The 22,410-nt window shown below is 60.0% G+C and carries 15 protein-coding genes and 1 tRNA gene; 2 read left to right on the forward strand and 14 right to left on the reverse strand.

Translation table 11 applies throughout. The features are described 5' to 3' along the window. Positions 1–16: 16 nt before the first annotated feature. From ybeY to WD012_RS07635, 5 genes are all read right to left on the reverse strand, one after another. Entirely contained in the window at positions 17–574 is a 558-nt protein-coding gene (gene ybeY / locus WD012_RS07615; RefSeq protein ID WP_339563148.1) for an rRNA maturation RNase YbeY, read from the reverse strand. Beyond that, positions 571–1,743, reverse strand: a complete 1,173-nt coding sequence (locus WD012_RS07620) for a PhoH family protein (RefSeq protein WP_339563149.1) — start codon at positions 1,741–1,743, stop codon at positions 571–573. Before WD012_RS07620 ends, ybeY begins: the two co-directional genes overlap by 4 nt. A 12-nt stretch (positions 1,744–1,755) precedes the next feature. After that, entirely contained in the window at positions 1,756–2,094 is a 339-nt protein-coding gene (locus WD012_RS07625) for a histidine triad nucleotide-binding protein (RefSeq protein WP_339563150.1), read from the reverse strand. Between the two features lie 84 nt (positions 2,095–2,178). After that, positions 2,179–3,708 carry a hypothetical protein gene (locus tag WD012_RS07630; protein WP_339563151.1) on the reverse strand — a complete coding sequence of 510 codons (1,530 nt, stop codon included), beginning with the start codon at positions 3,706–3,708 and terminating at the stop codon, positions 2,179–2,181. A 1,220-nt stretch (positions 3,709–4,928) separates the two neighbouring features. Continuing rightward, a tRNA-Leu gene (locus tag WD012_RS07635) sits at positions 4,929–5,016 on the reverse strand. 190 nt (positions 5,017–5,206) lie between these two features. Here WD012_RS07635 and WD012_RS07640 point away from each other — a divergent pair. Further along, positions 5,207–6,004: a 16S rRNA (uracil(1498)-N(3))-methyltransferase gene (locus WD012_RS07640; protein ID WP_339563152.1), complete on the forward strand. Its 798-nt coding sequence runs from the start codon at positions 5,207–5,209 to the stop codon at positions 6,002–6,004. Between the two features lie 129 nt (positions 6,005–6,133). Then, the gene (locus WD012_RS07645; protein WP_339563153.1) at positions 6,134–7,003 is read left to right on the forward strand and encodes a TrmH family RNA methyltransferase; all 870 of its coding nucleotides are present in this window, start codon (positions 6,134–6,136) and stop codon (positions 7,001–7,003) included. Positions 7,004–7,117: 114 nt separating this feature from the next. On the opposite strand, the gene WD012_RS07650 is transcribed toward WD012_RS07645, so the two are convergent. From WD012_RS07650 to pulA, 9 genes are all read right to left on the reverse strand, one after another. After that, positions 7,118–7,732 carry a metal-sulfur cluster assembly factor gene (locus WD012_RS07650; RefSeq protein ID WP_339563154.1) on the reverse strand — a complete coding sequence of 205 codons (615 nt, stop codon included), beginning with the start codon at positions 7,730–7,732 and terminating at the stop codon, positions 7,118–7,120. 16 nt (positions 7,733–7,748) lie between these two features. Continuing rightward, the gene (sufU, locus tag WD012_RS07655; RefSeq protein WP_339563155.1) at positions 7,749–8,348 is read right to left on the reverse strand and encodes a Fe-S cluster assembly sulfur transfer protein SufU; all 600 of its coding nucleotides are present in this window, start codon (positions 8,346–8,348) and stop codon (positions 7,749–7,751) included. A gap of 128 nt (positions 8,349–8,476) precedes the next feature. Further along, positions 8,477–9,754, reverse strand: a complete 1,278-nt coding sequence (locus WD012_RS07660) for a cysteine desulfurase (protein WP_339563156.1) — start codon at positions 9,752–9,754, stop codon at positions 8,477–8,479. 24 nt (positions 9,755–9,778) lie between these two features. Next, positions 9,779–10,558 (reverse strand): Fe-S cluster assembly ATPase SufC, encoded by a 780-nt coding sequence (gene sufC, locus WD012_RS07665; RefSeq protein ID WP_015450498.1) that lies wholly within the window; start codon positions 10,556–10,558, stop codon positions 9,779–9,781. 1 nt (position 10,559) lies between these two features. Next, positions 10,560–11,819: a Fe-S cluster assembly protein SufD gene (sufD, locus tag WD012_RS07670; protein ID WP_339563239.1), complete on the reverse strand. Its 1,260-nt coding sequence runs from the start codon at positions 11,817–11,819 to the stop codon at positions 10,560–10,562. Positions 11,820–11,846: 27 nt separating this feature from the next. After that, entirely contained in the window at positions 11,847–13,301 is a 1,455-nt protein-coding gene (sufB, locus tag WD012_RS07675; protein ID WP_422614387.1) for a Fe-S cluster assembly protein SufB, read from the reverse strand. 257 nt (positions 13,302–13,558) lie between these two features. Continuing rightward, positions 13,559–15,226 (reverse strand): CTP synthase, encoded by a 1,668-nt coding sequence (locus WD012_RS07680; RefSeq protein ID WP_339563158.1) that lies wholly within the window; start codon positions 15,224–15,226, stop codon positions 13,559–13,561. Between the two features lie 261 nt (positions 15,227–15,487). Beyond that, positions 15,488–17,017 (reverse strand): alpha-amylase, encoded by a 1,530-nt coding sequence (locus WD012_RS07685; protein ID WP_339563159.1) that lies wholly within the window; start codon positions 17,015–17,017, stop codon positions 15,488–15,490. A gap of 205 nt (positions 17,018–17,222) precedes the next feature. After that, complete coding sequence (gene pulA, locus WD012_RS07690; protein WP_339563160.1) at positions 17,223–22,406, reverse strand: type I pullulanase; 5,184 nt, start codon at positions 22,404–22,406, stop codon at positions 17,223–17,225. Between the last annotated feature and the right edge of the window lie 4 nt (positions 22,407–22,410).

The raw sequence follows: 22,410 nt of genomic DNA on the forward strand, positions 1-22,410 counted from the left end.
ATCTCATATACAGATGTCACTGGTGTCCACCGTGGCCGGCTGCATGCTCACCTGGATGTTTGGCATCATACTGTGCAAGAAGGTTCTGCGATCCGGCCGGCAATGTCGCAGCCGGCACATCCTTCTGACGAACGGCGAAATACGTGAGCAGCAGCTGGCGTTGCAGACCGAACATCTGCTGCTCCTGTTCCGGGGTGACATGATCATAGCCGAGCAGATGCAGAATGCCGTGAATGGTCAGCAGCATCATCTCCTGCATGGTACTGTGCCCGGCTGCCAGCGCCTGTTGTGCTGCCACCCATGGGCAGATCACGATATCCCCAAGCACGCCTTCCATCTCAGCGGAGCCATCACCAGGGCGCAACTCGTCCATAGGAAAGCTCATCACATCGGTCGGCCCTTCCAGGTTCATCCACCGTTCGTGGAGCTGGGCAATGGGATCGGGGTCGACAAACAGGATGGTCAGGTCGGACTGGATGCTGACGCGCATCTGGCTCATCACCCATACCCCGAGTTGGGAGAAGACCTCCGGATCGATTCGCCACACGGTCTCATTGGTCACGTCAACACTCACGCTTGGTCCTTTCCCATAGCATCCTTGCCGTCATACCGATCATTGACGGTCGCAACGGTACGAGTGGGGCGCTGACGGGCTCCGCGCTCCCCACGGTTACGTTCCGCTGCATGCGCCGTATGCCGGTCATACGCCTGGACGATTTTGCCGACCAGCGCGTGCCGGACCACATCGCCTGTCTCAAGATGGGCGAAGGCGATACCGCGGATGCCGTGCAGAATCTCCTCGATGGTGGCAAGGCCGGAACGCGGGACCGTCAGATCGACCTGTGTGATATCCCCGGTAATCACCATCTTCGTGTTGAAGCCGAGACGGGTGAGGAACATCTTCATCTGCTGCTCGGTGGTGTTCTGCGCCTCGTCCAGAATGACGAACGCGTCATTGAGCGTCCTGCCGCGCATATAGGCGAGCGGGGCCACTTCGATGGTGCCGTCATCCATCAGGCGGTGCAGTTGGTCTCCCCCCAGCATGTCCGAAAGCGCATCGTAGAGCGGGCGTAGGTAGGGATCGACTTTCTCGCTGAGCGTTCCGGGCAGAAACCCGAGATTCTCGCCGGCTTCGACCGCAGGACGGGTCAGGATGATTCGCCTCACCTCGCCATCCTGGAATGCACGGACGGCTTTGGCCACTGCAAGATAGGTCTTGCCGGTGCCGGCCGGCCCGATGGCGAAGGTGATGGTATTCGACTCGATGGTGTTGACATACGCGATCTGTCCGGCGGTTTTCGGCCGTACCGGCACTCCGGCGGCGAACGTGATGACACCGGGGATATGCGCCTTGCGGCGATTATCGGCGTGATGCTCGGCGTCCCCGATGATCGCGTTGCGCGGGAGCGCTGCAGATGCGCCGAATCTGCGGATATCCTCGACACGCTGTGTGCGCGCGCCGTTGCGGAGCACTCGACGGTCCAGCAACCTGCGAACCGTGTCGGCATCCATGGGAGCGGTATACGCTTCATCGATAAGCGTATGCATAATCTCTTCGGCTTGGGCGGCCTGGGCTTCGGTCTGTTTCGATCGTGACATGATGGCGACCCGGTTCCCCCGGACAATAATCGTCAGATCAGGAAACGCCTGTTCGACGACACGGATCACCTCATCGACCGGGCCGAACACCGAGACGGGATCAAGCTCGGGGGGGACCGTCACAACGCGTGTAGTGGTAGCCACGTGCAGGACACCCTATTCCGCGAACTTCTCGCCGGTCAGCACATGGGCGTGCACATGGAACACGGATTGCCCCGCGTCCTCGCCGGTATTGAACACGAGTCGATAGGCACCATGGAAGGCGTCATCGGCGATATGCTGGGCAACCTCGACGATATGGGCGAGTGTCTTGGGGTCAGCCTTGGCGAGTTCGGCGGCATTCGCGTAATGCTTGCGCGGCACGATCAGAACATGCACCTTGGCTTTCGGCGCGATGTCCTTGAACGCGTACACCGTGTCGTCCTCATACACCTTGGTGCTCGGAATTTCCCCCGCAATAATCTTGCAGAACAGGCAATCATCGGACTGGCTCATACACACTCCTTACCGAATGGGTCGCGGGCATACGATTCGTACGTCCACGACCCATCATATTGAGCGGTTCGGATAAGGTCACAATCACGAGACCTTGTAGAAGACGTACTTGAGGAAGTCCTGGTCCTGTGGCGATGGTGTCATGGTGACCGTTGCCAAGATGAGGAACGGCGTATTGTCCTGTGGCTTCTCGGAGGCTTGCAAGGCATCCCAATTGGCATTGAGTGGATCGGGATAGTAATCGAACTCGTACGGTATTACCATGTCGGCACTGATGCAATCAGTGTTCACATGATCAACGGTGCCGTCATCGCGTATGCACCCGAAGTAGGATTCTGGTGCTTGCACCCAGACCCCGCCCATCCCTTCGTCCCTTGCCGAAGTGTTAAGCTGTTCTACTCCGCGAGTATCAGATTCACCACTCGCCTGCATTCTGCCGGCGCTGTCAATGGTCATACAGTAATCGGGTGTTTCGCTCTTTATCTGGCAGTATTTGCCTGCAATCAGACTGAAATTCCCACGGTTGATGGCAGCCGTCACTTGGGCTGGAGTGTAGTTGCCTTTTGCCGTAGATGTTGCATTGGGCTTAGCTGAAGGCGAAGTGGCGTTCCCGCTATCGCTCTTCGAAGTTGATGATGACGATGCGTTCGCCTTCGCACTGGAGCCGGCTTTGGACGATTCGTTGGTATCCCCTTGTTTGATCGTCTTGGCGTCGATTGTGGTGAAGGTATCAAGACGCCGCGAATCGAGCGGATTTTCGACCAGGTAATATGCCGTGGCATCAGAAGGCGCTGGTTTGACGGCAAGGCGATGCTTCTCCCCCAAATATGAGATGAATGGGTTGATGGGGTCGGAGTCTGGCTCGGACGGCAAATCAGAGAAGGCCGCACGACGGGTTTTATACAGGCTCGGGTCACGTGCGACGATGTATGGGATATCGGCGTCGGGTTTGGCTTGCGACTTCGCTTTCTTCATCACGGCGGTATCGAAATACCCTGCGCGTTCAACGGCGGCGATGTCACCTCCCACGGGAACATAGACGTACCAGACATCATCCATCTGATAGCCTTTGCCTCCCGAAGCCGTGCAATCCTCAGTTTCGACGTCAAACCCCCAGTTCCAGCTCTTCCCGGTGCCGCAATATCCCATTTCGAGCTGTCTAACGGTTGTAATGTCAAGTGTGCCGGTATCCCCCATCATCAGGTATGAGGAACCGTCATACGATGTCACAGCGGGATCATAGGCGCAGATTGCCTGATACCATCCGCATGATAGCAAAGGTTGATGCGGAGCTTGGCTTGATGTAACCCTAGTGCACGAATCCCCTGTGCAGCCTTGGGCTTTCTCGTTGCCGATGGTGATGCAGCCGGTGTCGCTGCCCTTATGGCAGTAGGTGCCAGTGGTCGCCTCGATGCCAGATGGGTTGCCGTCATATCCCATGGAATTCGCGGAGCCATCCATATTGACGGTGAACAGGTCATGCGTGGCGCTTGCATTGACGCCGTAATATACCGTGACGGACTGGCCCGCGCTTGCCGCCGAGCCAAGCGCCGGATCGGTCGCCACCACCTTGCCGACATGGTCTTTTGTGGAGTATTTTGCTTTCAACTCCACTGAATCCCTTCGACTCCAATGATTTCTTGACCGTGTCGGGATCCTTGCCATAGTAATCGACGGGGATGCCATCGCCGTCTTGGACAACCGCGACCACAATGCCTTTCGATTTGTTCTTGACTGCGTTGCCATCCTTCGGGTAGGTCGCCAATACAGTACCCGCCTTTTTGGCTGATTTGCCGGAAGCGTCAATGGTCACTGCCTTGTAGGTGACAGGGACATGCATCGAGGCGAGGGTATTGACAACCGTCGAGGCTTTGGATCCGACTGTTCCTTGTGGCACTCCCGGACCTTGTGACGCCTTGATAACGATTGGAGTGTTGCGCCTGACACGCTGCCCCGGCTTGGCATTCGCATATCCAAGGAATCTGCCTGCAGGTTTGCCTGAATACTGCTTACTGACGCGCGTCTTGAATCCTTGATGCTGCAGGGCCTGTGCCATCATCTGCACCGTGACCGCTTGCTGGGAGGATTTGTTGTCCTTGGCGACGGCTGCCGTACTGGGCAACGCCACCGTCTCGTTTTCGTGGATGTGCCGATAGACCAGCAGCCCGCCGACACCTGCCGCAGCAACCAATATGATTGCGAGTACCGCGGCGAGGGCCCGTTTCGAAATTGCAGCAGCTCGCGTCTGCGCTGATGCCGAATTCGTCAGCGTCGGCGCAACGGCTGGCGCGGCGCTCGGCTGTGCGACGGAAGCATCCGGCTGCAGCCGATATCCGCACGCATCGCAGAATCGCCCCTGTTGGTTCTCGGACCCGCATGAAGGACACTTCATGTCTTGACCCCTCTCTCTCAATACAAACGACAGTATCGCATCGCGAAATCACAATTGGATTTACCACGAGACCATCTTCGTAACAGCCCACGAGCATACACGGCACGACGCACATACATTCAGATCACGCAAAGAATCCGGACAACATCATCCAAGCGTGCATAACGATATGCCCTTGTACGAAAGCATTTGTCATCCCATACAAACGAGTTACACCTGGAAGGCGTTTTTTGCGTAGACAGTTTGTGAAGAGACTGTCGCAGGTCAATTCACCGCTGTTTCTGGGGCTATTGGGTTATTGGTCAATAACCCCTATAACCCCACCACTGTTTCTGCCGACGATGAGGTGCCAGTGAACGTCGGCAGAAGCAGGTCGTGACATATGCTGCGGGATTTCTTATTGTGAATAACAAAAAAGGCTTCCTTTCGGAAGCCTTGCTTGTGTCCGGAGCGGGACTTGAACCCGCACGCCCGTTTAAAATAGGCACTAGCACCTCAAGCTAGCGCGTCTACCATTCCGCCACCCGGACATGTGCCTTGAAGCAACAGAAAGAAACTATAGCACGGCTCAAGCCTGACGCAAATCAAACCCCTCTTGGGCGTGTCGTTTTCCTGAGCGGCGACGATACATCCTGTGCCACTTGCGCAATCCAACAGCATGACCACCGCTGCCACACCGCACACAAGCCAGGAACCCGACCCAGTGATAGCCTTGCAACCATGACTGATCCGCTGTTTTTGTTGCACCCCGAATCCGACGACGCCCCGGTGAACACCGACTCGCTGCGTGAAGGATGGAACATCACGCTGCCCAAATCCATCAGACGCCACGCCATCCAAGCCATGCGCCTGCACGACGGCGACACGCTCCAGCTGTCTGACGGCAATGGCCTGCGCATCCACACCACACTAGTCGATGCCGAGCAGGGACAGGCGCAAGTCAGCGCGTTCAGCAAAGAGGAACCGCCTGTCACCCGACTCGCGCTCATCCAGGCGCTCGCAAAAACCGGCCACGACGAGCAGGCCATCGACATGGCCACCCAAATCGGGGTCGATACAGTCATCCCCTGGCAGGCGGATCGCTCCATCGCAAAATGGAAACACGGCCGCAGCGATCGCAAATGGTCGCAGACCATCGATGCTGCAACAGAACAGTCACGCCGGGCATGGCGGCCGCAGCTTGACGATTGCATCTCCAGCAAGCAGCTCGTGGCCATCTGCCGCCGGGCGATGGTATTCGGCGATATCGTCATCGTCCTGCACCAGGATGCAACCGCCAACTGGGAACAGATTGAACAGGCGGTCGCGCATATGGAACAGCGCTGCCTCGAAGACGGCCGCACCCGTACGGTCAATGTCGTCGTGGGGCCAGAAGGCGGAATCAGTGAGCAGGAAGCGCGTCAATTCGCCGATGCGGGGGCCATGTGCACGCTGCTCGGGCATAATATCCTGCGCGCTTCCACCGCAGGGCCGGTCGCCTTGTCGCTGCTGTCACGGGCCATGGGACGATACGCCTGACATCGCCCGACAAGGTGCCCGCATACTATGATGCAATAGAAGAACTGACGCGCCACGCCTTCGGGACACATCCTGACACCACGGCACCCGGCACGACATCACTATCGAGACAAGGGAGATCCTGTTTTCATGCGGCTGATCCATGTGGACAATATCGACGACGAGCGCATCGCCGCCTACACCAATCTCACCGAACTCCAGCTCCGCAACCGCCTTGAACCCGCAAAGGGACTGTTCATCGCCGAATCCCCCAAAGTCATCGACCGTGCGCTCGCAGCCGGCTGTGAACCGATTTCCCTGCTGGTGGAAGAGCCATGGATCGCTGGCATGAGCGACGAGTTCGACTACATCGACCAGCATTGGGGACCGGATATCCCCGTGTATGTAGCCAGCCCCGAGCAACTCAAGCGGCTGACCGGATACCGCCTGCACCGCGGTGCGCTGTCGGCGATGAAACGTTGGCCGCTGCCTAGCGTCGAAGAGGTCTGCCGTGGTGCCCGCCGCATTGCCGTCATGGAAAACATAGTCGACCACACCAATGTCGGGGCTCTGATGCGTTCAGCCGCCGCACTTGACGTGGATGCGGTGCTTGTGACGCCCTCGTGCGGCGATCCGCTCTACCGCAGGGCGGCCCGCGTGTCCATGGGCACAGTGTTTCAGGTGCCGTGGACGCGCATCGGTGGCGATGACACGCATTTCTGGCCGGTTCGCGGCCTCGCCCAGCTCCATGAGCTGGGGTTCACCACGGCGGCCATGGCTTTGGATGACGATTCCATCAGTCTTGACGAGCTTGTCCGTCGGCTCGACAATGATTCAGCGTCCCCTGACCATATCGACAGGCTCGCCTTGATCTTCGGCACGGAAGGCGACGGGTTGTCCCATCGTACGATCTCTCATGCGGATCTCACCGTGAAAATCCCGATGAGCCACGGCGTGGACAGCCTCAATGTGGCGGCTTCCAGCGCGGTCGCGTTCTATGCGACACGGGTGAAGCATTGATACGGCAGCGCGAGCAACCACGGCGATGCTTCCAGCCGCATCATAGGCGGCAAGGAGACATCACCGTGGTTAGCGTGCATATGTGACGGTATTGGCCGCAATCTATCGAGAGAATCAGTACTGCGGCATGGCGTCGAGGTTGAATCCGATGGCCGCCAACTGTTCCCTCCCTTCCGGCGTGATCTTGTCAACGGTCCAGCGCGGCTGCCACGTCCAGTCGATGCGGAACTCCTCCACGAGCCCGGCGAGCGTGCTGGCGCATTCGTCCTCGATGAGTTCCGTCAGCGGGCATGCCGGCGTGGTAAGGGTCATGGTGATGATCGCACGTCCGAGATTGTCGATCTCGATGCCGTACACCAATCCGAGGTCAATGACATCGATGCCGAGTTCAGGGTCGATGACCTGGTGAAGTGCCTCCTTCACATCCGCAGCGGTCGCGCGTCCGATATCGTCCACTGCGACCAACGGGATGTCATCCTCGCTGTCGGCTTCGTCATGCTCGCACTCGGCCTTGCTGTGCTTGCCGCAGGCGCAACGATCATCGTCTGATGCGGCTGCCGTATCGGACGGCTTGTTGTCAGGCGTGTCGTCGGCGTGTGTGCCGAGCGCACCCAACAGCTGCGGGTTGGCCATGACCTTGCGCGCGGCGTTGTCGTTGCCCAAGGCTTGGGACACGGTGTCGAAAATCGTGGATTGTGGTTCGGGTACCAGATTGCCTTGATCTGTCATCTTGCTCCTTATCGGCTCAGTCGGCTTCGCCGGCAGGTGTCTTGTCTTGCGAGGCCAAGGCCTTGGCGACGGCATCTTTCATACCTTCCCAGCCGAGCAACGCACATTTGATACGCATAGGATACTTCGAAACGCCTTGGAACACCACGGCATCCTCAAGCCGTTCGTTCTCGGCGTCATCGGCAAGCCCCTTGCCGCGGGATTCCATGAGCTTGTGGAATGTGGACCCGAGACTCATCGCCTCGTCAACGGTCTTGCCTTCGACCAGATCGGTCATGACGGACAGGCTCGCCTGGGAAATCGAGCAGCCGTGGCCATCCCATTCGAGCTGCTGAATGCGGTGGGGCTCCTGCGCGGAGACCTCGACGCGGATGGTCGCCTCATCGCCGCAGGTCGGATTGAACTGGTGGGATTGCCCGGTCTCGCAGTATTCGTGGTTCTGACGGACACTCGCCTCACCTTGGTCACGCGAGGGCTGCTCGGCCGCGGTGTCGTTCTCTTGGGCCAAATCCGGCGCAAAATGCGCTTTCCCGTGTGGATCGCGAGCCGCTTCGAGAATGACTTCCTGATACATCTGTTCCAAGTCGTCGCCGCTCATGCCGAAATCGTCGCTCATGCCTGTTCCCTACTCTCGTTCAACTGCTTGCGGGGGCATATCATACCCCCGCAAACGCGATAACGCCATACCTTCATGCCGGATACGCCTCAAGCACATATGTCTAGGCGCCCGGGACTGGAAACCGATCAGACCTTGAAGAACGGCCTGACCTTGGATACCGCCTCGACCAACGCCTGTGCATCGTCGACGCTGTTGTACACACCGGTGGACGCGCGGTTGGAGGCATACAGCCCGAAGTGGCGATGCACCGGCTGGGCGCAATGATGGCCGACGCGGATCGCGATGCCCAGCGAATCGATGAACTGGCCGACATCGTGTGGGTGGACACCTTGCACGTCGAACGCCACCGTGCCGATACGGTCGACGTTCTCACGAGGACCGAGGATTCGTACGCCATCGATATCGCCAAGTTTGAGCAGTTCGGCGGCGATGGTCCTCTCATGCGCCTCGATGTTCTCCATGCCGATGGCGCGCATCCAGTCGGCGGCGACGCCGGCGGCCACCACTTGGGCGACCGGCTGGGTACCGGCCTCGAATCGCGCCGGAGGTGCCATGTATTCGGCCGGCTTGTCCATCCATGCCAACTCGACCATGGATCCGCCGAAATTGGCCGGCGGCAGGGCTTCGAGCAGCTCGCGCTTGCCGTACAGGAAGCCCACGCCGGTTGGGCCGTACATCTTGTGGGCGCTCCACGCGGCGAAATCGACATCCATGGCGTGGAAATCGACCTTGAGATGCGGCACCGACTGGCAGGCGTCGAGGATGAACACGGCACCGACCTCATGGGCGCGGCGGACAATCGGCGCGATATCGGTGATGGCGCCCGTGGTGTTGCCCACATGAGTAATCGCGACGACCTTCGTGCGTTCGGTGATGACCTCATCGGCGGTGTCCGAACGGATGCGTCCGTCCTCGGTCAAATCGAACCATTTGAGCGTCGCACCCGTCCGATACGCAAGCTCCTGGAACGGCAGCAGCACCGAATGGTGCTCCGCCTTGGAAACCACGATTTCATCCCCGGGCTTCAAAGCGAACCGCTGGGCCGCCTTGCCTCCGCGACCGAGGCTCGCATTGCCGAAGGCGGCCGCCAACAGGTTGAGCCCTGCGGTCGCGCCTGCGGTGACGACGATTTCCTCCTCGCCTTCCGCGCTGTTGGCGCCGACCAGACGCGCGACCTTGGCGCGCGCCTCCTCGAACGCCAAGGTGCTGCGAGCGGCCAACTCGTGGGCGCCGCGATGGACACCCGCGTTGATGGTGCGGTAGAACTCGCTTTCGGCGTCGATCACGCACTGCGGCTTCTGCGAGGTCGCGGCGGAATCGAGGTATACCAGCGGATGGCCGTGGATCTCCTGGTCAAGAATCGGGAACTGCTGCCGAATCGCAGCGAAATCAACATCTGCCATTTCGATACTTGTCTTTCAGGTTGGTCAGGCCAATGCCGATTCGGTGCTGCCTTCCGGCAGGTATTCGTCGTAGCCGTTCTCCTCAAGCTCGTCCGCCAGCTCCGGGCCTCCGGTCTTGACGAAATGGCCGTCCGCGAAGACATGGACGATGTCGGGCTTGATGTACTTGAGGATACGCGTGTAGTGGGTGACCATGAGGATGCCGAGATCGGTGTTCTCCTTGGCGCGGTTCACGCCTTCGGACACGATACGCAGGGCGTCGACGTCAAGGCCGGAATCGGTTTCGTCGAGGATCGCGAATTTCGGCTTGAGCAGTTCGAGCTGCAGCACTTCGGCGCGCTTCTTCTCGCCGCCGGAGAAGCCTTCGTTGACGGAGCGCATGGCGAACTTTGGGTCCATGCGCAGCCGCTTCATCGCCTCGTTGAGCTCCTTGGTCCACGTGCGGATCGACGGTGCCTTGCCATCCACTTCCGTTTTCGCGGTGCGCAGGAAGTTCGTCATGGACACGCCCGGCACCTCGACCGGGTACTGCATGGCGAGGAACAGGCCTTCCTTGGCGCGTTCGTCAGGCGTCTGCTTGAGAATATCCACGCCGTCGAGCAACGCCTGGCCGGAATCGACCTCGTACTTCGGGTGTCCCGCCAGCGTGTAGGCGAGCGTGGACTTGCCCGAACCGTTGGGGCCCATGATCGCGTGGGTCTCCCCCGAGTGGACAGTCAGATTGACGCCCTTGAGGATCTGCTTGCGGCCTTCCTTGGTTTCCACCGAGGCGTAGAGGTCCTTGATTTCGAGAGTGTGCTGCATATTACTTTTCCTCCAATACGGCTTGCATGGCCGCGTTTTCGCCTCGTGCCAGGCGACGGTCGATCACGTTCATCAGATGCTGCGCGATCACGGGCACGCCGATTTCCTCGACGAGTTCCGCGAAGAATCCCTGGACCACCAGTTTGCGCGCCTCGGTTTCGCTGATACCCCTGGATTCGAGGTAGAACAGCTCCTCGTCATCGAATCGGCCGACGGAGCTGGCATGGCCTGCCCCGATGATATTGCCGTTCTCGATCTCCAGATTCGGCTCGGAATCCGCGATGGCGCCCGGCGTGAGCACCAGATTCCTGTTGAGCTCGTAGGAGTCGGTGCCGGGTGCCGTGGGCTCGATGAGCGCGTTGCCCACCCATGTGGAATGCGCTCCCTTGCCGCTCAACGCGCCCTTGTAGACGACACGGGACTTGCATTCGGGGTAGTTATGCACGACCATCGTCCGGTGCTCGATATGCTCGCCGGGATCGGCGAAATAGATACCGAGCATGTTGAGATCGCCCTGGGCACCGCCGAAATCCTGATCCATGCGGATGCGCACGACGTCACCGCCGAGCGTCACCACGGAATGGCGTAACGAGGCTCCCGCCCCGACACGGATACGATGGTTGCCCACATGCTTGGAGCCCTTGTCCCATTCCTGCACGAAGGTCGTGGAGATATGGGAATCCGCACCTGTCGCGATTTCCACGCCTTCGGCGATATGGGCGAGACCGTCATGCTCGACGATGATATCGCCGTGCGCGCGGTCCTCGGCCTCAATAACCAGATGCACCGCATCAAGCTCGTCACCGCCGCCGTGGATGCGTACGAGCACCGGCGTGTCGATCTCGCCGCGCAACCGTACCACGGTCGCCGTCTTGCCGCTGGCCCATTCGACCGCGGAAACACGGTCATTCGGCATCATCACGGTTCCCGAGGGCTGCTCCCCCATGGCGACCTGCGATACCTCGACATGCGAGGAATCTACGGGATTGCCTTCGGTATCGGTGACTTCGATGCTCGTCTTGCCGCTCGGTTCGAACACATCGAAGAATTCCTCGATGCGCTCGATTGGCGTGTATCGCCAATCCTCCTGCTTGCGTGTCGGCTGCTTGAAGGCGCTCACCTCGAAGGAACGCGGTTCACGGTCCGCGCTCGACGGCATGGCCGCCGGGAATGCATACGGGTCATGCGGGTCGGCCTGCGGGACCTTGATCTCCGTGTCCGTCGGCTGGGTTTGCGATTGTACGTCCTGCACGTTTTGCATTGTGTTCTGCTCTTGTTCTGCCATGGATCAGCCTACCGATCCTTCCATCTGCAATTCGACGAGCCGGTTGAGTTCCAGCGCGTATTCCATGGGCAGCTCGCGGCTGATCGGCTCGACGAAGCCGCGGACGATCATGCCCATGGCCTCCTTCTCTTCGAGACCACGGCTCATGAGGTAGAACAGCTGGTCTTCGGAGACCTTGGAAACAGTAGCCTCATGGGCCATCGACACGTCGTCCTCGCGCACATCGACATGCGGATACGTGTCGGAGCGGGAGAAATCATCCACCAGCAGGGCGTCGCACACGACCGACGAGCTCGAACCTTCGGCGCCATCAACGATCTTGACGAGTCCACGGTAGGCGGAACGGCCGCCGCCGCGGGAAATCGATTTGGCCACGATCGTGGAGCTGGTGTGGGGGGCGAGATGGATCATCTTCGCGCCTGTATCCTGATACTGCCCCTTGCCGGCGAAGCCCAGGGACATGGTGGAAGCTTTGGCATACGGTTCGGCGAGGATGCACGCCGGGTATTTCATGGTGGCCTTGGAACCGATATTGCCATCGACCCATTCCATCGTGCCGCCCTCACGGACATAGGCGCGCTGGGTGACGAGGTTGTACACGTTGTTCGACCAGTTCTGCACCGTGGTGTAGCGCACGCGTGCATGCTTCTCGACGACGATCTCGACGATGGCGGCATGCAGCGAGTCCGTGGAGTAGATCGGCGCGGTGCAGCCCTCGACGTAATGCACGTAGGAGCCTTCGTCCGCGATGATGAGCGTGCGTTCGAACTGGCCCATATTCGGCGTGTTGATGCGGAAATAGGCCTGGAGCGGAATGTCCACATGCACGCCTTTCGGCACGTACACGAACGAGCCACCCGACCAAGCCGCGGTGTTCAAGGCGCCGAACTTGTTATCTTCAGGAGGCACGACCTTGCCGAAATACTTGCGTACCAGATCAGGGTATTCGCGAACGGCGGTATCGGTATCGACGAAGATCACGCCCTGCTTCTTCAGATCGTCGCGGATGGAATTGTAGATGACCTCGGACTCGTACTGCGCCGCGACGCCGGAAACCAGCCGCTTCTTTTCGGCTTCCGGGATGCCGAGCTTGTCGTAGGTGTTGCGGATGTCGTCGGGAAGATCCTCCCAACGCTTCGCCTGTTCCTTGAGCGGTTTGACATAATACTTGAAATCGTCCGCGTTGAACCCGCTCAGATCAACGCCCCACGAGGGCATCGGCTTGTCGACGAAAGCCTTGTAGCCGCGCAGGCGCATATCAAGCATCCATTGCGGCTCATGCTTGTCGGCGGAAATGGCCCTGACGACGTTCTCGTCGATGCCTTTTTTCGCTGCCTCGCCGGCGGCGTCGGAATCATGCCAGCCGTAGTTGTAATCACCGAACTGGCTGATGATCTCGTCGTCCTGTTTGATCTTGTCCTCGTTGACGCGGGAACGGTCAGCCACATACTGGCTCATCTCCACGTCTTCCGCGGCGTTTGGTGTGTGTTCGCTCGCCACCGTACGCTGCCTCCATTCATTCGTTGTTCCAACCGCTAACCTAACAGACCGGGGCGGAAAACACTAGGGGTTGTCCGAACTACGCCTCATGCGAAACCGGATAGTGATATGGACGGGCGTGTCGAAACGAAAGCGCCTGCACATGGTCGTGCAGGCGCTTTCGGCATATGCCAGTCAGCCAAGTCGGCAGTTGGCGCAGTCGGCTATGACTCCGGTCAGTCCTGATCGGCCGCCTGATGGTCCAGGGCCGCCTTGACCAGCCCCGCGAACAGCGGGTGCGGGCGTGTCGGGCGGGACTTGAACTCCGGGTGCGCCTGCGTGCCCACGTAGAACGGGTGGACATCCTGCGGGAGCTCCACGAACTCGGTGAGCTCACCATCCGGGCTTTCGCCGGAAATCCGCAGGCCGCCGTCACGCAGCTGCTGCTTGTAGTTGACGTTGACCTCATAGCGGTGACGATGGCGTTCGGTCACATGGGTGCTGCCGTACAGCTGCGCGACCAGCGAGTCCTCCTCGAGGTTCGCCGGGTAGGAGCCCAGGCGCATGGTGTGGCCCATATCGCCGTGACCGGCGACAATGTCCTTCTGCTCTTCCATCGTGGCGATGACCGGGTTCTTGCAATCCGGCTCGAACTCGGTGGAGTTCGCGTCCTCAAGGCCGAGCACGTCGCGCGCATACTCGATGACCATGGACTGGAGGCCGAGGCACAGGCCGAGCGCCGGCAGACCAGTCTCGCGGGCGAACTTCAGCGCGCCGATCTTGCCTTCGATGCCACGGATGCCGAAACCGCCGGGGATCACGATGCCGTCGACATTGTTGAGCGCCGCCTTCGCGCCTTCCCAGGTCTCGCACAAATCGGCCGCGACCCACTTGACATTGACCTTGGCGTAGTTGGCAAAACCGCCGGCCTTGATTGCCTCGGTGACGGACAGGTAGGCGTCCGGAAGGTCGATGTACTTGCCGACGATTGCGACGTTCACCTCATGCTTGGGGTGGTGGACACGCTCGAGAAGATCCTCCCACTCTGCCCAATCGACATCGTGGAACGGCAGGCCGAGTTCGCGCACGACGTAGGCGTCCAGGCCCTCGTCGAACAGGATCTTCGGCACGTCGTAGATGCTCGGTGCATCCACGCAGTTGACCACGCCCTCGGAGTCGACATCGCACATGAGCGAGATCTTGTCCTTGATGGACTGGTTGAGCGGGCGGTCGGAGCGCAGCACGAGCGCATCCGGGGTGATGCCCAGCTGGCGCAGCATCATGACGGAATGCTGGGTCGGCTTGGTTTTCAGCTCGTGGGCGGCGGAGATGTAGGGCACCAGGGAAACATGCACGAACATGCAGTTCTCCGGGCCGAGTTCGCGGCGCACCTGGCGTGCGGCCTCGAGGAACGGCTGGGATTCGATATCACCGACCGTGCCACCGATTTCGGTGATGATCACGTCGACGTCGTCCGCGGCCTGGGCGCGCATACGGCTTTTGATCTCGTTGGTGATGTGCGGGATCACCTGCACGCACTGGCCCAGATACTCGCCTGCGCGTTCCTTGCGCAGTACGGACTGGTAGATCTGGCCGGTGGTGACGTTCGCCTTCTGGCTGAGGAAGACATCGAGGAAGCGCTCATAGTGGCCGATGTCAAGATCGGTTTCGGCGCCGTCCTCGGTGACATAGACCTCACCGTGCTGGAACGGGTTCATCGTGCCAGGATCGACGTTGATGTAAGGATCGAGTTTCTGCTGAAGGACGCGGATGCCGCGGCTGCGTAGCAGGCGTCCGAGTGAGGAGGCGGTCAGCCCCTTGCCGAGGGAGGAAACCACGCCCCCGGTGACGAAAATATGCTTGGTGACGTGTTCCGATGCATTGCCATGTTGTCTTCTTGCCATGGAACTCCAATCTATCATCTCGTCATGACCCGGCGTGTTTCGTTGAGTCGGCGAGAAAGACAGCTCAGTGAGAATCCCGATTTCTCAACCGTGAGACTAGATTGTGCGAGATGTTGAGAACAAAGTCTGAACATCTCGCATCAGCAGGCGTCTGCCAAGAGAAATTGAGATTCCGCGGCGGAAGCGCCTCTGTCAGCTGGCAGATCCGCGGTAACTGCGAGCCACGAACACCGCGGATCTGCCAGCCGGCAAAGAAATCAGTCAGTTTCCGTACCAATCCGGGTCGGTGGCGTTGCGGGCGGTGGTGCCCTGCCAGGTGGAGGGTGTGGCAGCGATATGGATGGCCACGGCCGAACCGGCGGGCACGGTCACGTTGAGTTTGCCGTCGATGCCGATATGCACCCTCGACGAGCAGTCGCCGCTCGCGTAGACATTGCAGTAGTCGCCGGCGGGCATCGACGTGGCATACGACACGGTGGCGTCGTTCTCGCCGTTGTTGATCACGATGTAGGCCCGGTCGCCGCGGCCGAAGCCGATGACATTATCGCCGTCATCATGCCAGTCGGTCATACGCGCCGACCCGGCGACATTATGCCAGCCGATCATGCCACGAATCGCGGTCCACCGCTGGGTGCATGTCCAATCGGATTCGGTGCCGCATGTGGTGTCCGGGACGGATGTCTTGGTCGCACCGGGGGCGCCGTCATCCGATTTCTCGTATTCGTAGCCGGAGAAGATGTTCGGCATGCTGTACGGGTAGGCGAGCATGAAGGCGTTGGCCAGCAGATAGGAGTTCTCGTCGCGGTATGTCAGGGTCATGCCGTTGCGTTCCGTATCCCAGTTGGTGACGAAAATCGCGGCGTCATCGCTCGGTACCAGATTGCTCGTAATGTCCTTGATTGATTTGGTGCCACCGACCAGTGAATTCGAGAAGAAAGTCTTGAGCTGGTAGGCGTACTGGAATTCGGAAACCTGTCCGGAACGCGTGTAGTTCTTCGGCTGGATGGCTGCGGCTTCATTCACATTGCCGATGACCTCCTGCATCCACCAGATGTCGTCCAGGGAACGTCCGGTCTTCTGCGCCACGAGCTTCTTGATGGCGAGAACGTCCGTGTTGGAGATGTGTTTGACGGCATCCACCCTGAAGCCGGCTACGCCGTAAGTCAAGAGTTTGGCGAAATACGAAGCGAGCGTGTCCCGTACATGGGCGGATGACGTGTCGAGGTCCTGCAATCCGGTGACACGGCAATTCTGCACGTTCTCCTGGTCGGTGTAATTGATGACATCGGTATCGCAGGTATGGAAATCCTTCGCCGTGTACCCGATGGCAGGAAAGTCGCCATCTGCATCGTACGAGCTGCCGCCCGTGCCGGTACCGCTGCCCTGGCCTACGCCGGTGGTGTGGTTGATGACGGCGTCGGCGATGACCCCCACACCCGCGGCCTTGCAGGTGGCGACCATGGATTTGAACTCCTGTTCGGTCCCTTCCTTGGAATTGAGGTTGTAGCTCACCGGCTGGTATGACGTCCACCATTGGGTCCCCTTGATGGATTCCTGCGGCGGGGAGACCTGCACGTACGCGACGCCTTCGGGACCGAGCGTATCGGTGCATTCCTTGGCGACCGATTTCCAGTTGGCCTGGAACATGGTCACGATGACGTCGCTGCGGTAGCTTGCCGGATCGAAATCGGCGGCGATGCCGGTAGGCGTGCGGAATGTCGCTACGGTAAGGCCTGCGCTGACAGCGATGCACAGCACGGCGACCAGTATGGTCCTGATGCGTTGTTTCATGGGTTCCTCCGTTGGATGGGCTGACAGCATTGTATGACGGGCGGCTACGCCATGCAAACGTTCGCATCCGGTGGTGGACGGTGCGTATATCGGGAGCACACACCAGTGCATGACAACGACAACGGGTGACGAACGTTGTCATACGTTCGTCACCCGTTGGTGGAGCCCGCCTGACACGGAGTCAGGCTAGGCATTGTGGGGCAAGTTAGTCACGGGAGGCACCGTGCTTGGCCTTGCGCTCCCCTGCTAGTGACATCGCGCCAGCCAAGGCCAGTGCGAGGCACACGAGGATGGCGCCGGCGACCGAAGCACCCGTCTTCGCGAGGTTCGCGGACGTGTCGGCGGCCTGCGCGGCAGCCTTGTTGCTGTCGGTCTTTGCACCGTTGGCGTTGCCGGAGTTGTTGCCCGGCTCATCCGTGGCGCTCTTCGGCGCGTAGGCGAGCACGGTCGCGGACAATGCGGCGGCGGTGTAGCCATCATCGGTGACTGAAGCGGTCTTCGCCTTGGCGGCATCGGTGGTGACCGAGCCGTCGGCGACGAGCAGCTTGTAGTCGCCCGCGGTCAGGCCGGAAACCTTGGTGTCGGTCTCATTGGCGTTGAGGATGACCACGTATGTGCCGGCATCATCCTTGACCTGATAGGCGACCACACCATCCTTGGCCTCAAGGACCTTGGTGTTCTGCGCAATCTGGTCGTAGCTGGACATACGGAACGCCGCAACCTTCTTGCGCAGGGCGATCAGGCCCTTGACATAGTCGGCGTTCGCGCCGTAGTTCGCGTCATTGAGACGATCCCAATCGATGGCGTTGACCGAGTCGCCGGACTTGTAGCTGTTGCCGTCCCCGTTCTTGGTGCGCAGGAACTCCTGGCCGAGCTGGATCTCGGAGATGCCCTGCGACAGGAACACCGCGGAATCGGCGAGTTCGGCGCGCTTGGTGCGTGTCGCCTCGTCGTCGTTCGGCACCGACTTGACGAGCTTGTCGTACAGCGTCAGATTGTCGTGGATTTCCGCGTACTGGACCACCTGGGAGGCGGTCTGGTAGTGGTCCTGCGCATTGCCGTTCCAGCACGTGGTGGCGCCTTCGCTCGTGTCATACGGGCAGCCGAGCATATTGTGCAGGATCAGCTTCTCCTGGTCCGCCTTGCCGGAAACGAAGCCGGTGTCGGTGTCGGAGAACACGGAGCCCTTGAGACCGTCACGGATCGAATCGTTGAAGAACGAGACAGTCGAACCGGTCTTGGTGCCGTTGAATCCGGTGTTGTCCAGCTCGTAGGCGTTGGGCTGGATGGACATCTTGGACTTGTCCATCGTGGAATTCATATCCCAGCCTTCGCCGACGATGATGATGCCCGGATCGATCTTGTCGAGGGCCGCGCGCACCGCCTTCATGGTTTCGAGATCCTCGAGACCCATGAGGTCGAAGCGGAAGCCGTCGATATTGTAGTTCTTCGCCCAATACGTGACCGAATCGACGATGTACTTGCGCATCATCGCCCGTTCGGAGGCGGTGTCGTTGCCGCAGCCGGAGTTGTTGACCATGGAGCCGTCCGCATTGTACCGGAAGTAGTATCCCGGGACAGTGAGGTTGAACGGGTTCGTCGAGGCGTCGGCCACATGGTTGTAGACCACATCCATGATGACGCGCAGGCCGTTGTTGTGCAGCCCGTTGACCATTTCCTTGGCTTCGACGATTCGCGTGGCGGGATCGCTCGCGTTAGACGAGTACGAGCCTTCCGGCACGTTGTAGTTCTCCGGGTCGTACCCCCAGTTGTAGTTGGAATCATCCAGCGCCTTGGTTTCGTCGACGCTCGCATAGTCGAACATCGGCTGGATCTGCACGTGGGTGATGCCAAGCTGCTTGAGGTAGTCAAGGCCAGTCGCCTTGCCTTGAGAATTCTTGGTACCAGCTTCGACAACACCGAGGTACTTGCCGCGGTTGGCTTCGGACACACCGGAGTTGGCGTTCTTGGTCAGATCGCGGATGTGGGTCTCGGCAATCACCGCGTTGGACGACGAGCCGAAGGACGGCATGCGGTTGAAGTCCTTGATGGACTTCTCCGTGTCGGACAGCACCACGGAACGCTTGCCGTTGACCACAGCCGCGGTCGCATACGGATCCGGCGAATAGTTCACCGTGCCGTCGGCGAAGGTGAGGCGGTACTGGTAGGCGGTATCCTTCAGGTCGCCGTCGATGGCGACGCTCCAGACGCCCTTGTCGCCCTTGGCCATCGGCGAGGTGTACGCCTGGTCGGCGTCCGCACTCGTGTCGGACTTGTAGACGACCAGGTCCACGCCCTTGGCGGTCGGAGCCCACACCTTGAAGGTGGTCTTGCTCTTGGTCCATGTGGCACCAAGATCATCACCGTCGTAGGCGTAGGTCTTGTCGAAATCGTCGGTGCGCACGATGGCACCGGCAACCGCAGTGGCGGAACCGATCTTATCGCCCTTGTCGTTGGTCACGGTCACGGTGTACGCGCCATCGACGGCGAGATCGTCCTTCGTGGTGACGGTCACGGTCGCCTTGTCGGCTTTCACATCGGCAACCTCAACGGTTTTGCCGTTTTCGTCTGTGACAGTCGCGGTCACCTCGCCGGAAGGTTCGCCGCTGAGTTTGGCGGTGATCTTCTTGGCATCGGCGATTTCCGCGCTGCGCACCGAAACGGTCAGGGACGGTTGTGCGGTGTAGACGGTCGGGTCGCCGGCGACCAGCCAGACCTCAGCCTTGCCGGTCTTGGTGGCGGAGTCGAACACCATGGAGTCGACCGGAATGAAGTGGTCTCCGCCATCAGGTTCCTTGACCCAGGCATCGCCACCGTAGCGGCGTAGCAAGCCGATGTCACTGGCTCCAGATGACGTGTCGGTGGGATACTTGTAGTTTTTCAGCGTCCACGTGCTGATTTCACCCCAGTCATCATGACTGGTGAGGTTCTGCTGCGAATTGACGCTGCCGGAACCTGACCACGTCCACAGGTCCCACTGCGGGGTCTTGTTCGTCGTGTCGCCGGCGTTGAAGTACAGGCCGTCGTCTCGGTAGTAGTGCACGGTGATGTCCACGTCATACCCCTTGCAGGAGCTGACGTAGTCGGCCGGGGCGGCGGTGAGCGTCTGCTCGAGGTCCGAGGCGGTACCGTCCACCCAGACCTCGGCGGTGCCGTCGGCAGCGACCTTCACATTGCGGTCGTTCTGGCCGACTTTGTCCCAATCGTCCTTGCCCTTGACGATGACACCGAAATCGGTGTACGTGCCGTCGAAGGTTACATTGGCGACTTCGCCCCAGCAATCGGTGCCGGAGAACTCGATCTGCTGGCCGTCAAGGCTCGCTGAGGTGTTGGAATTCGATCCCCACACCCACAGGGCACGCGCCTTGTCGCCGGCGGGCGCCTTGTAGTGGACGACGAGACGGGTCTTGCCGTCCTCGTGATACGCACGGGGAGCGCCGATAGTGCTGGCGTGGTCGGCGACCGTTTCCTGGATGATGCCCACGGCGGCTTCGTAATTCCCGCCGCCGGTCGGGTTATCCCAGTTGGATCCACCGTCGTTGAACACGTAGCTGATGTTCTTGCCACCCGTGTCGATGGTGTATTTCCAGTAGCCTGTACCGGAATCATACGTCATCGGCTTGTTGGCCGCGGCACTCCAGTCGCCACCGACACCGTAGTAGATGTTCGGCGTCGCATACTTCTCTGTGTTCTTGTAATACACCGTGAGTGTGGTGTCGGTGGGTTTGACGGCCTCGTCCTTGATCTCGACCTTCGGGTCGGATGGGTCGGTGGTCGCCGAGGCTGCCGGGTGACTGGCCTTGGTGGCGCCGCCGTACAGGGCGATCGCCGAACGTGCCGGGATGGTGGTCTTGACCTTGCCGTCGGAAACGGTCACGGTCTGGGAGCAATCCTGTACGGTAAACACATTGCAGTATTCGCCGTCCGGCAGCGTCGTGTCGTAAGTGACGTCAAGCGCCTTGGCGCTGTTGTTGAGCGCCAGGAAGCCCTTGGTGCCGCGGGAGAAGGCGATGCTGTCGTTGCCGTTGGACTGCCAGTCCTTGACCGGTGAGGTCGTGGCGTCGCCGACGTAGTTGTGGAAAGCGATCATGCCACGCGTGGAGGTCCAGCGCTGCTCGCAGTTCCAGTCTCCTCCGTTGGTGGCGCAGGCCTTGGCCATATCGACATCCGGGACCTTGGTTTCGGTCGCGCCGGGGGCTCCGGAGTCTTTGCTATCGAACTTGTACCCGGACATCAAGCGCGGGGTGCCGTAGCCATAGGCGAGCATGAACGCGTTGGCCAGCTGGTACTTGCCGCTGTCCTTGTACGTGATGGTGCCGTCGTTGCGCTCGGTGTCCCAGTTGGTGACGAATACGTTCGCATCGTTGCTTGATAGGTCGCCGCTCAGTCGCTTGGCCAAGTCCTTGAGCGAAGTGACGTTGTTGTTGAACGCCTGGCTCATCTCGCTCTTGAATCCGAATTCGGTCACCGTACCGTTCTGTGTATAATGCGGCGGCTGGATGCCAGCGGCTTCGGAGCCATTGCCGATGACCTCCTGGATCCAGTAGATATCGGCGGCGTTCTTGCCGATCTTCTGCGCAAGTTTGGCTTTCAGCGCGTGGAGGCTGTCGGTGTTGATGTGTTTGGCGGCGTCGATACGAAATCCGATTACGCCGTAGTTGTACATGCGGGCCATATAGTCGGCTTCGATATCCTGCACCTTGTCGGATTCGGAATCGAAATCAAGCATGCCAGACAGACGGCATTGCTGGACTTCTTCCTGATTCTTATAATCCGCAATCTGCTTGGTGCACGAGTGGAAGTCCGATGCAGTCAAACCGTCAGGATACGTGGATGTCGCGAATCCCGGGAACGAACCGGTATCGGGTGTGTACTCGCTGCCATTCGTGCCGGTGTAGGTAGTGACCTTGCCGTCCGTACTTGGGGCCGCGGTGTTGTTCATGACCACGTCGGCGATGATGCCTACGCCCTGCGCCTTGCAGACGGTGACCATGTTCTTGAATTCCTCTTCAGTGCCCAGCTTCGAATCGAGCTTGTAGCTCACCGGCTGGTATGAGGTCCACCACGAGCTTCCCGTGATGGATTCCTGTGGCGGGGACACTTCGACATAGCCCACGCCTTCGGGGCCGTAGGTGTCCTTGCATTCCTTGGCGATGGTGTTCCAGGTCTGCTGGAACGCGATGACCTGGACATCGCTGTTCACCCAATCCGCCGCGTTCGCCGCGGAAACATTGGATGAGGTGGTGGAGCTTGAGCCGGAGGAACCCGAGGTGTCTCCGGCCTGGGCGATGGACGGCAGGACGAGAGCGCCCGAGCCGAGGACCATCGCCGCGCAGACAGCGGCGCCGAAGGCCCGCTTGGCTGCTGAACTGAATCGTTGTATGGCCATATAT

Origin of the sequence: Bifidobacterium thermophilum (assembly GCF_037482445.1) — a bacterium.
GTDB lineage: Bacteria > Actinomycetota > Actinomycetes > Actinomycetales > Bifidobacteriaceae > Bifidobacterium > Bifidobacterium thermophilum_B.

Coding starts and splice junctions, on each gene's coding strand:
- WD012_RS07685 (WP_339563159.1), bottom strand. CDS start 17,017: ATGAAACAACGCATCAGGACCATACTGGTCGCCGTGCTGTGCATCGCT.
- WD012_RS07645 (WP_339563153.1), top strand. CDS start 6,134: ATGCGGCTGATCCATGTGGACAATATCGACGACGAGCGCATCGCCGCC.
- WD012_RS07640 (WP_339563152.1), top strand. CDS start 5,207: ATGACTGATCCGCTGTTTTTGTTGCACCCCGAATCCGACGACGCCCCG.
- WD012_RS07650 (WP_339563154.1), bottom strand. CDS start 7,732: ATGACAGATCAAGGCAATCTGGTACCCGAACCACAATCCACGATTTTC.
- pulA (WP_339563160.1), bottom strand. CDS start 22,406: ATGGCCATACAACGATTCAGTTCAGCAGCCAAGCGGGCCTTCGGCGCC.
- sufD (WP_339563239.1), bottom strand. CDS start 11,819: ATGCAAAACGTGCAGGACGTACAATCGCAAACCCAGCCGACGGACACG.
- sufU (WP_339563155.1), bottom strand. CDS start 8,348: ATGAGCGACGATTTCGGCATGAGCGGCGACGACTTGGAACAGATGTAT.
- sufC (WP_015450498.1), bottom strand. CDS start 10,558: ATGCAGCACACTCTCGAAATCAAGGACCTCTACGCCTCGGTGGAAACC.
- WD012_RS07680 (WP_339563158.1), bottom strand. CDS start 15,226: ATGGCAAGAAGACAACATGGCAATGCATCGGAACACGTCACCAAGCAT.
- sufB (WP_422614387.1), bottom strand. CDS start 13,301: ATGAGCCAGTATGTGGCTGACCGTTCCCGCGTCAACGAGGACAAGATC.
- WD012_RS07625 (WP_339563150.1), bottom strand. CDS start 2,094: ATGAGCCAGTCCGATGATTGCCTGTTCTGCAAGATTATTGCGGGGGAA.
- WD012_RS07660 (WP_339563156.1), bottom strand. CDS start 9,754: ATGGCAGATGTTGATTTCGCTGCGATTCGGCAGCAGTTCCCGATTCTT.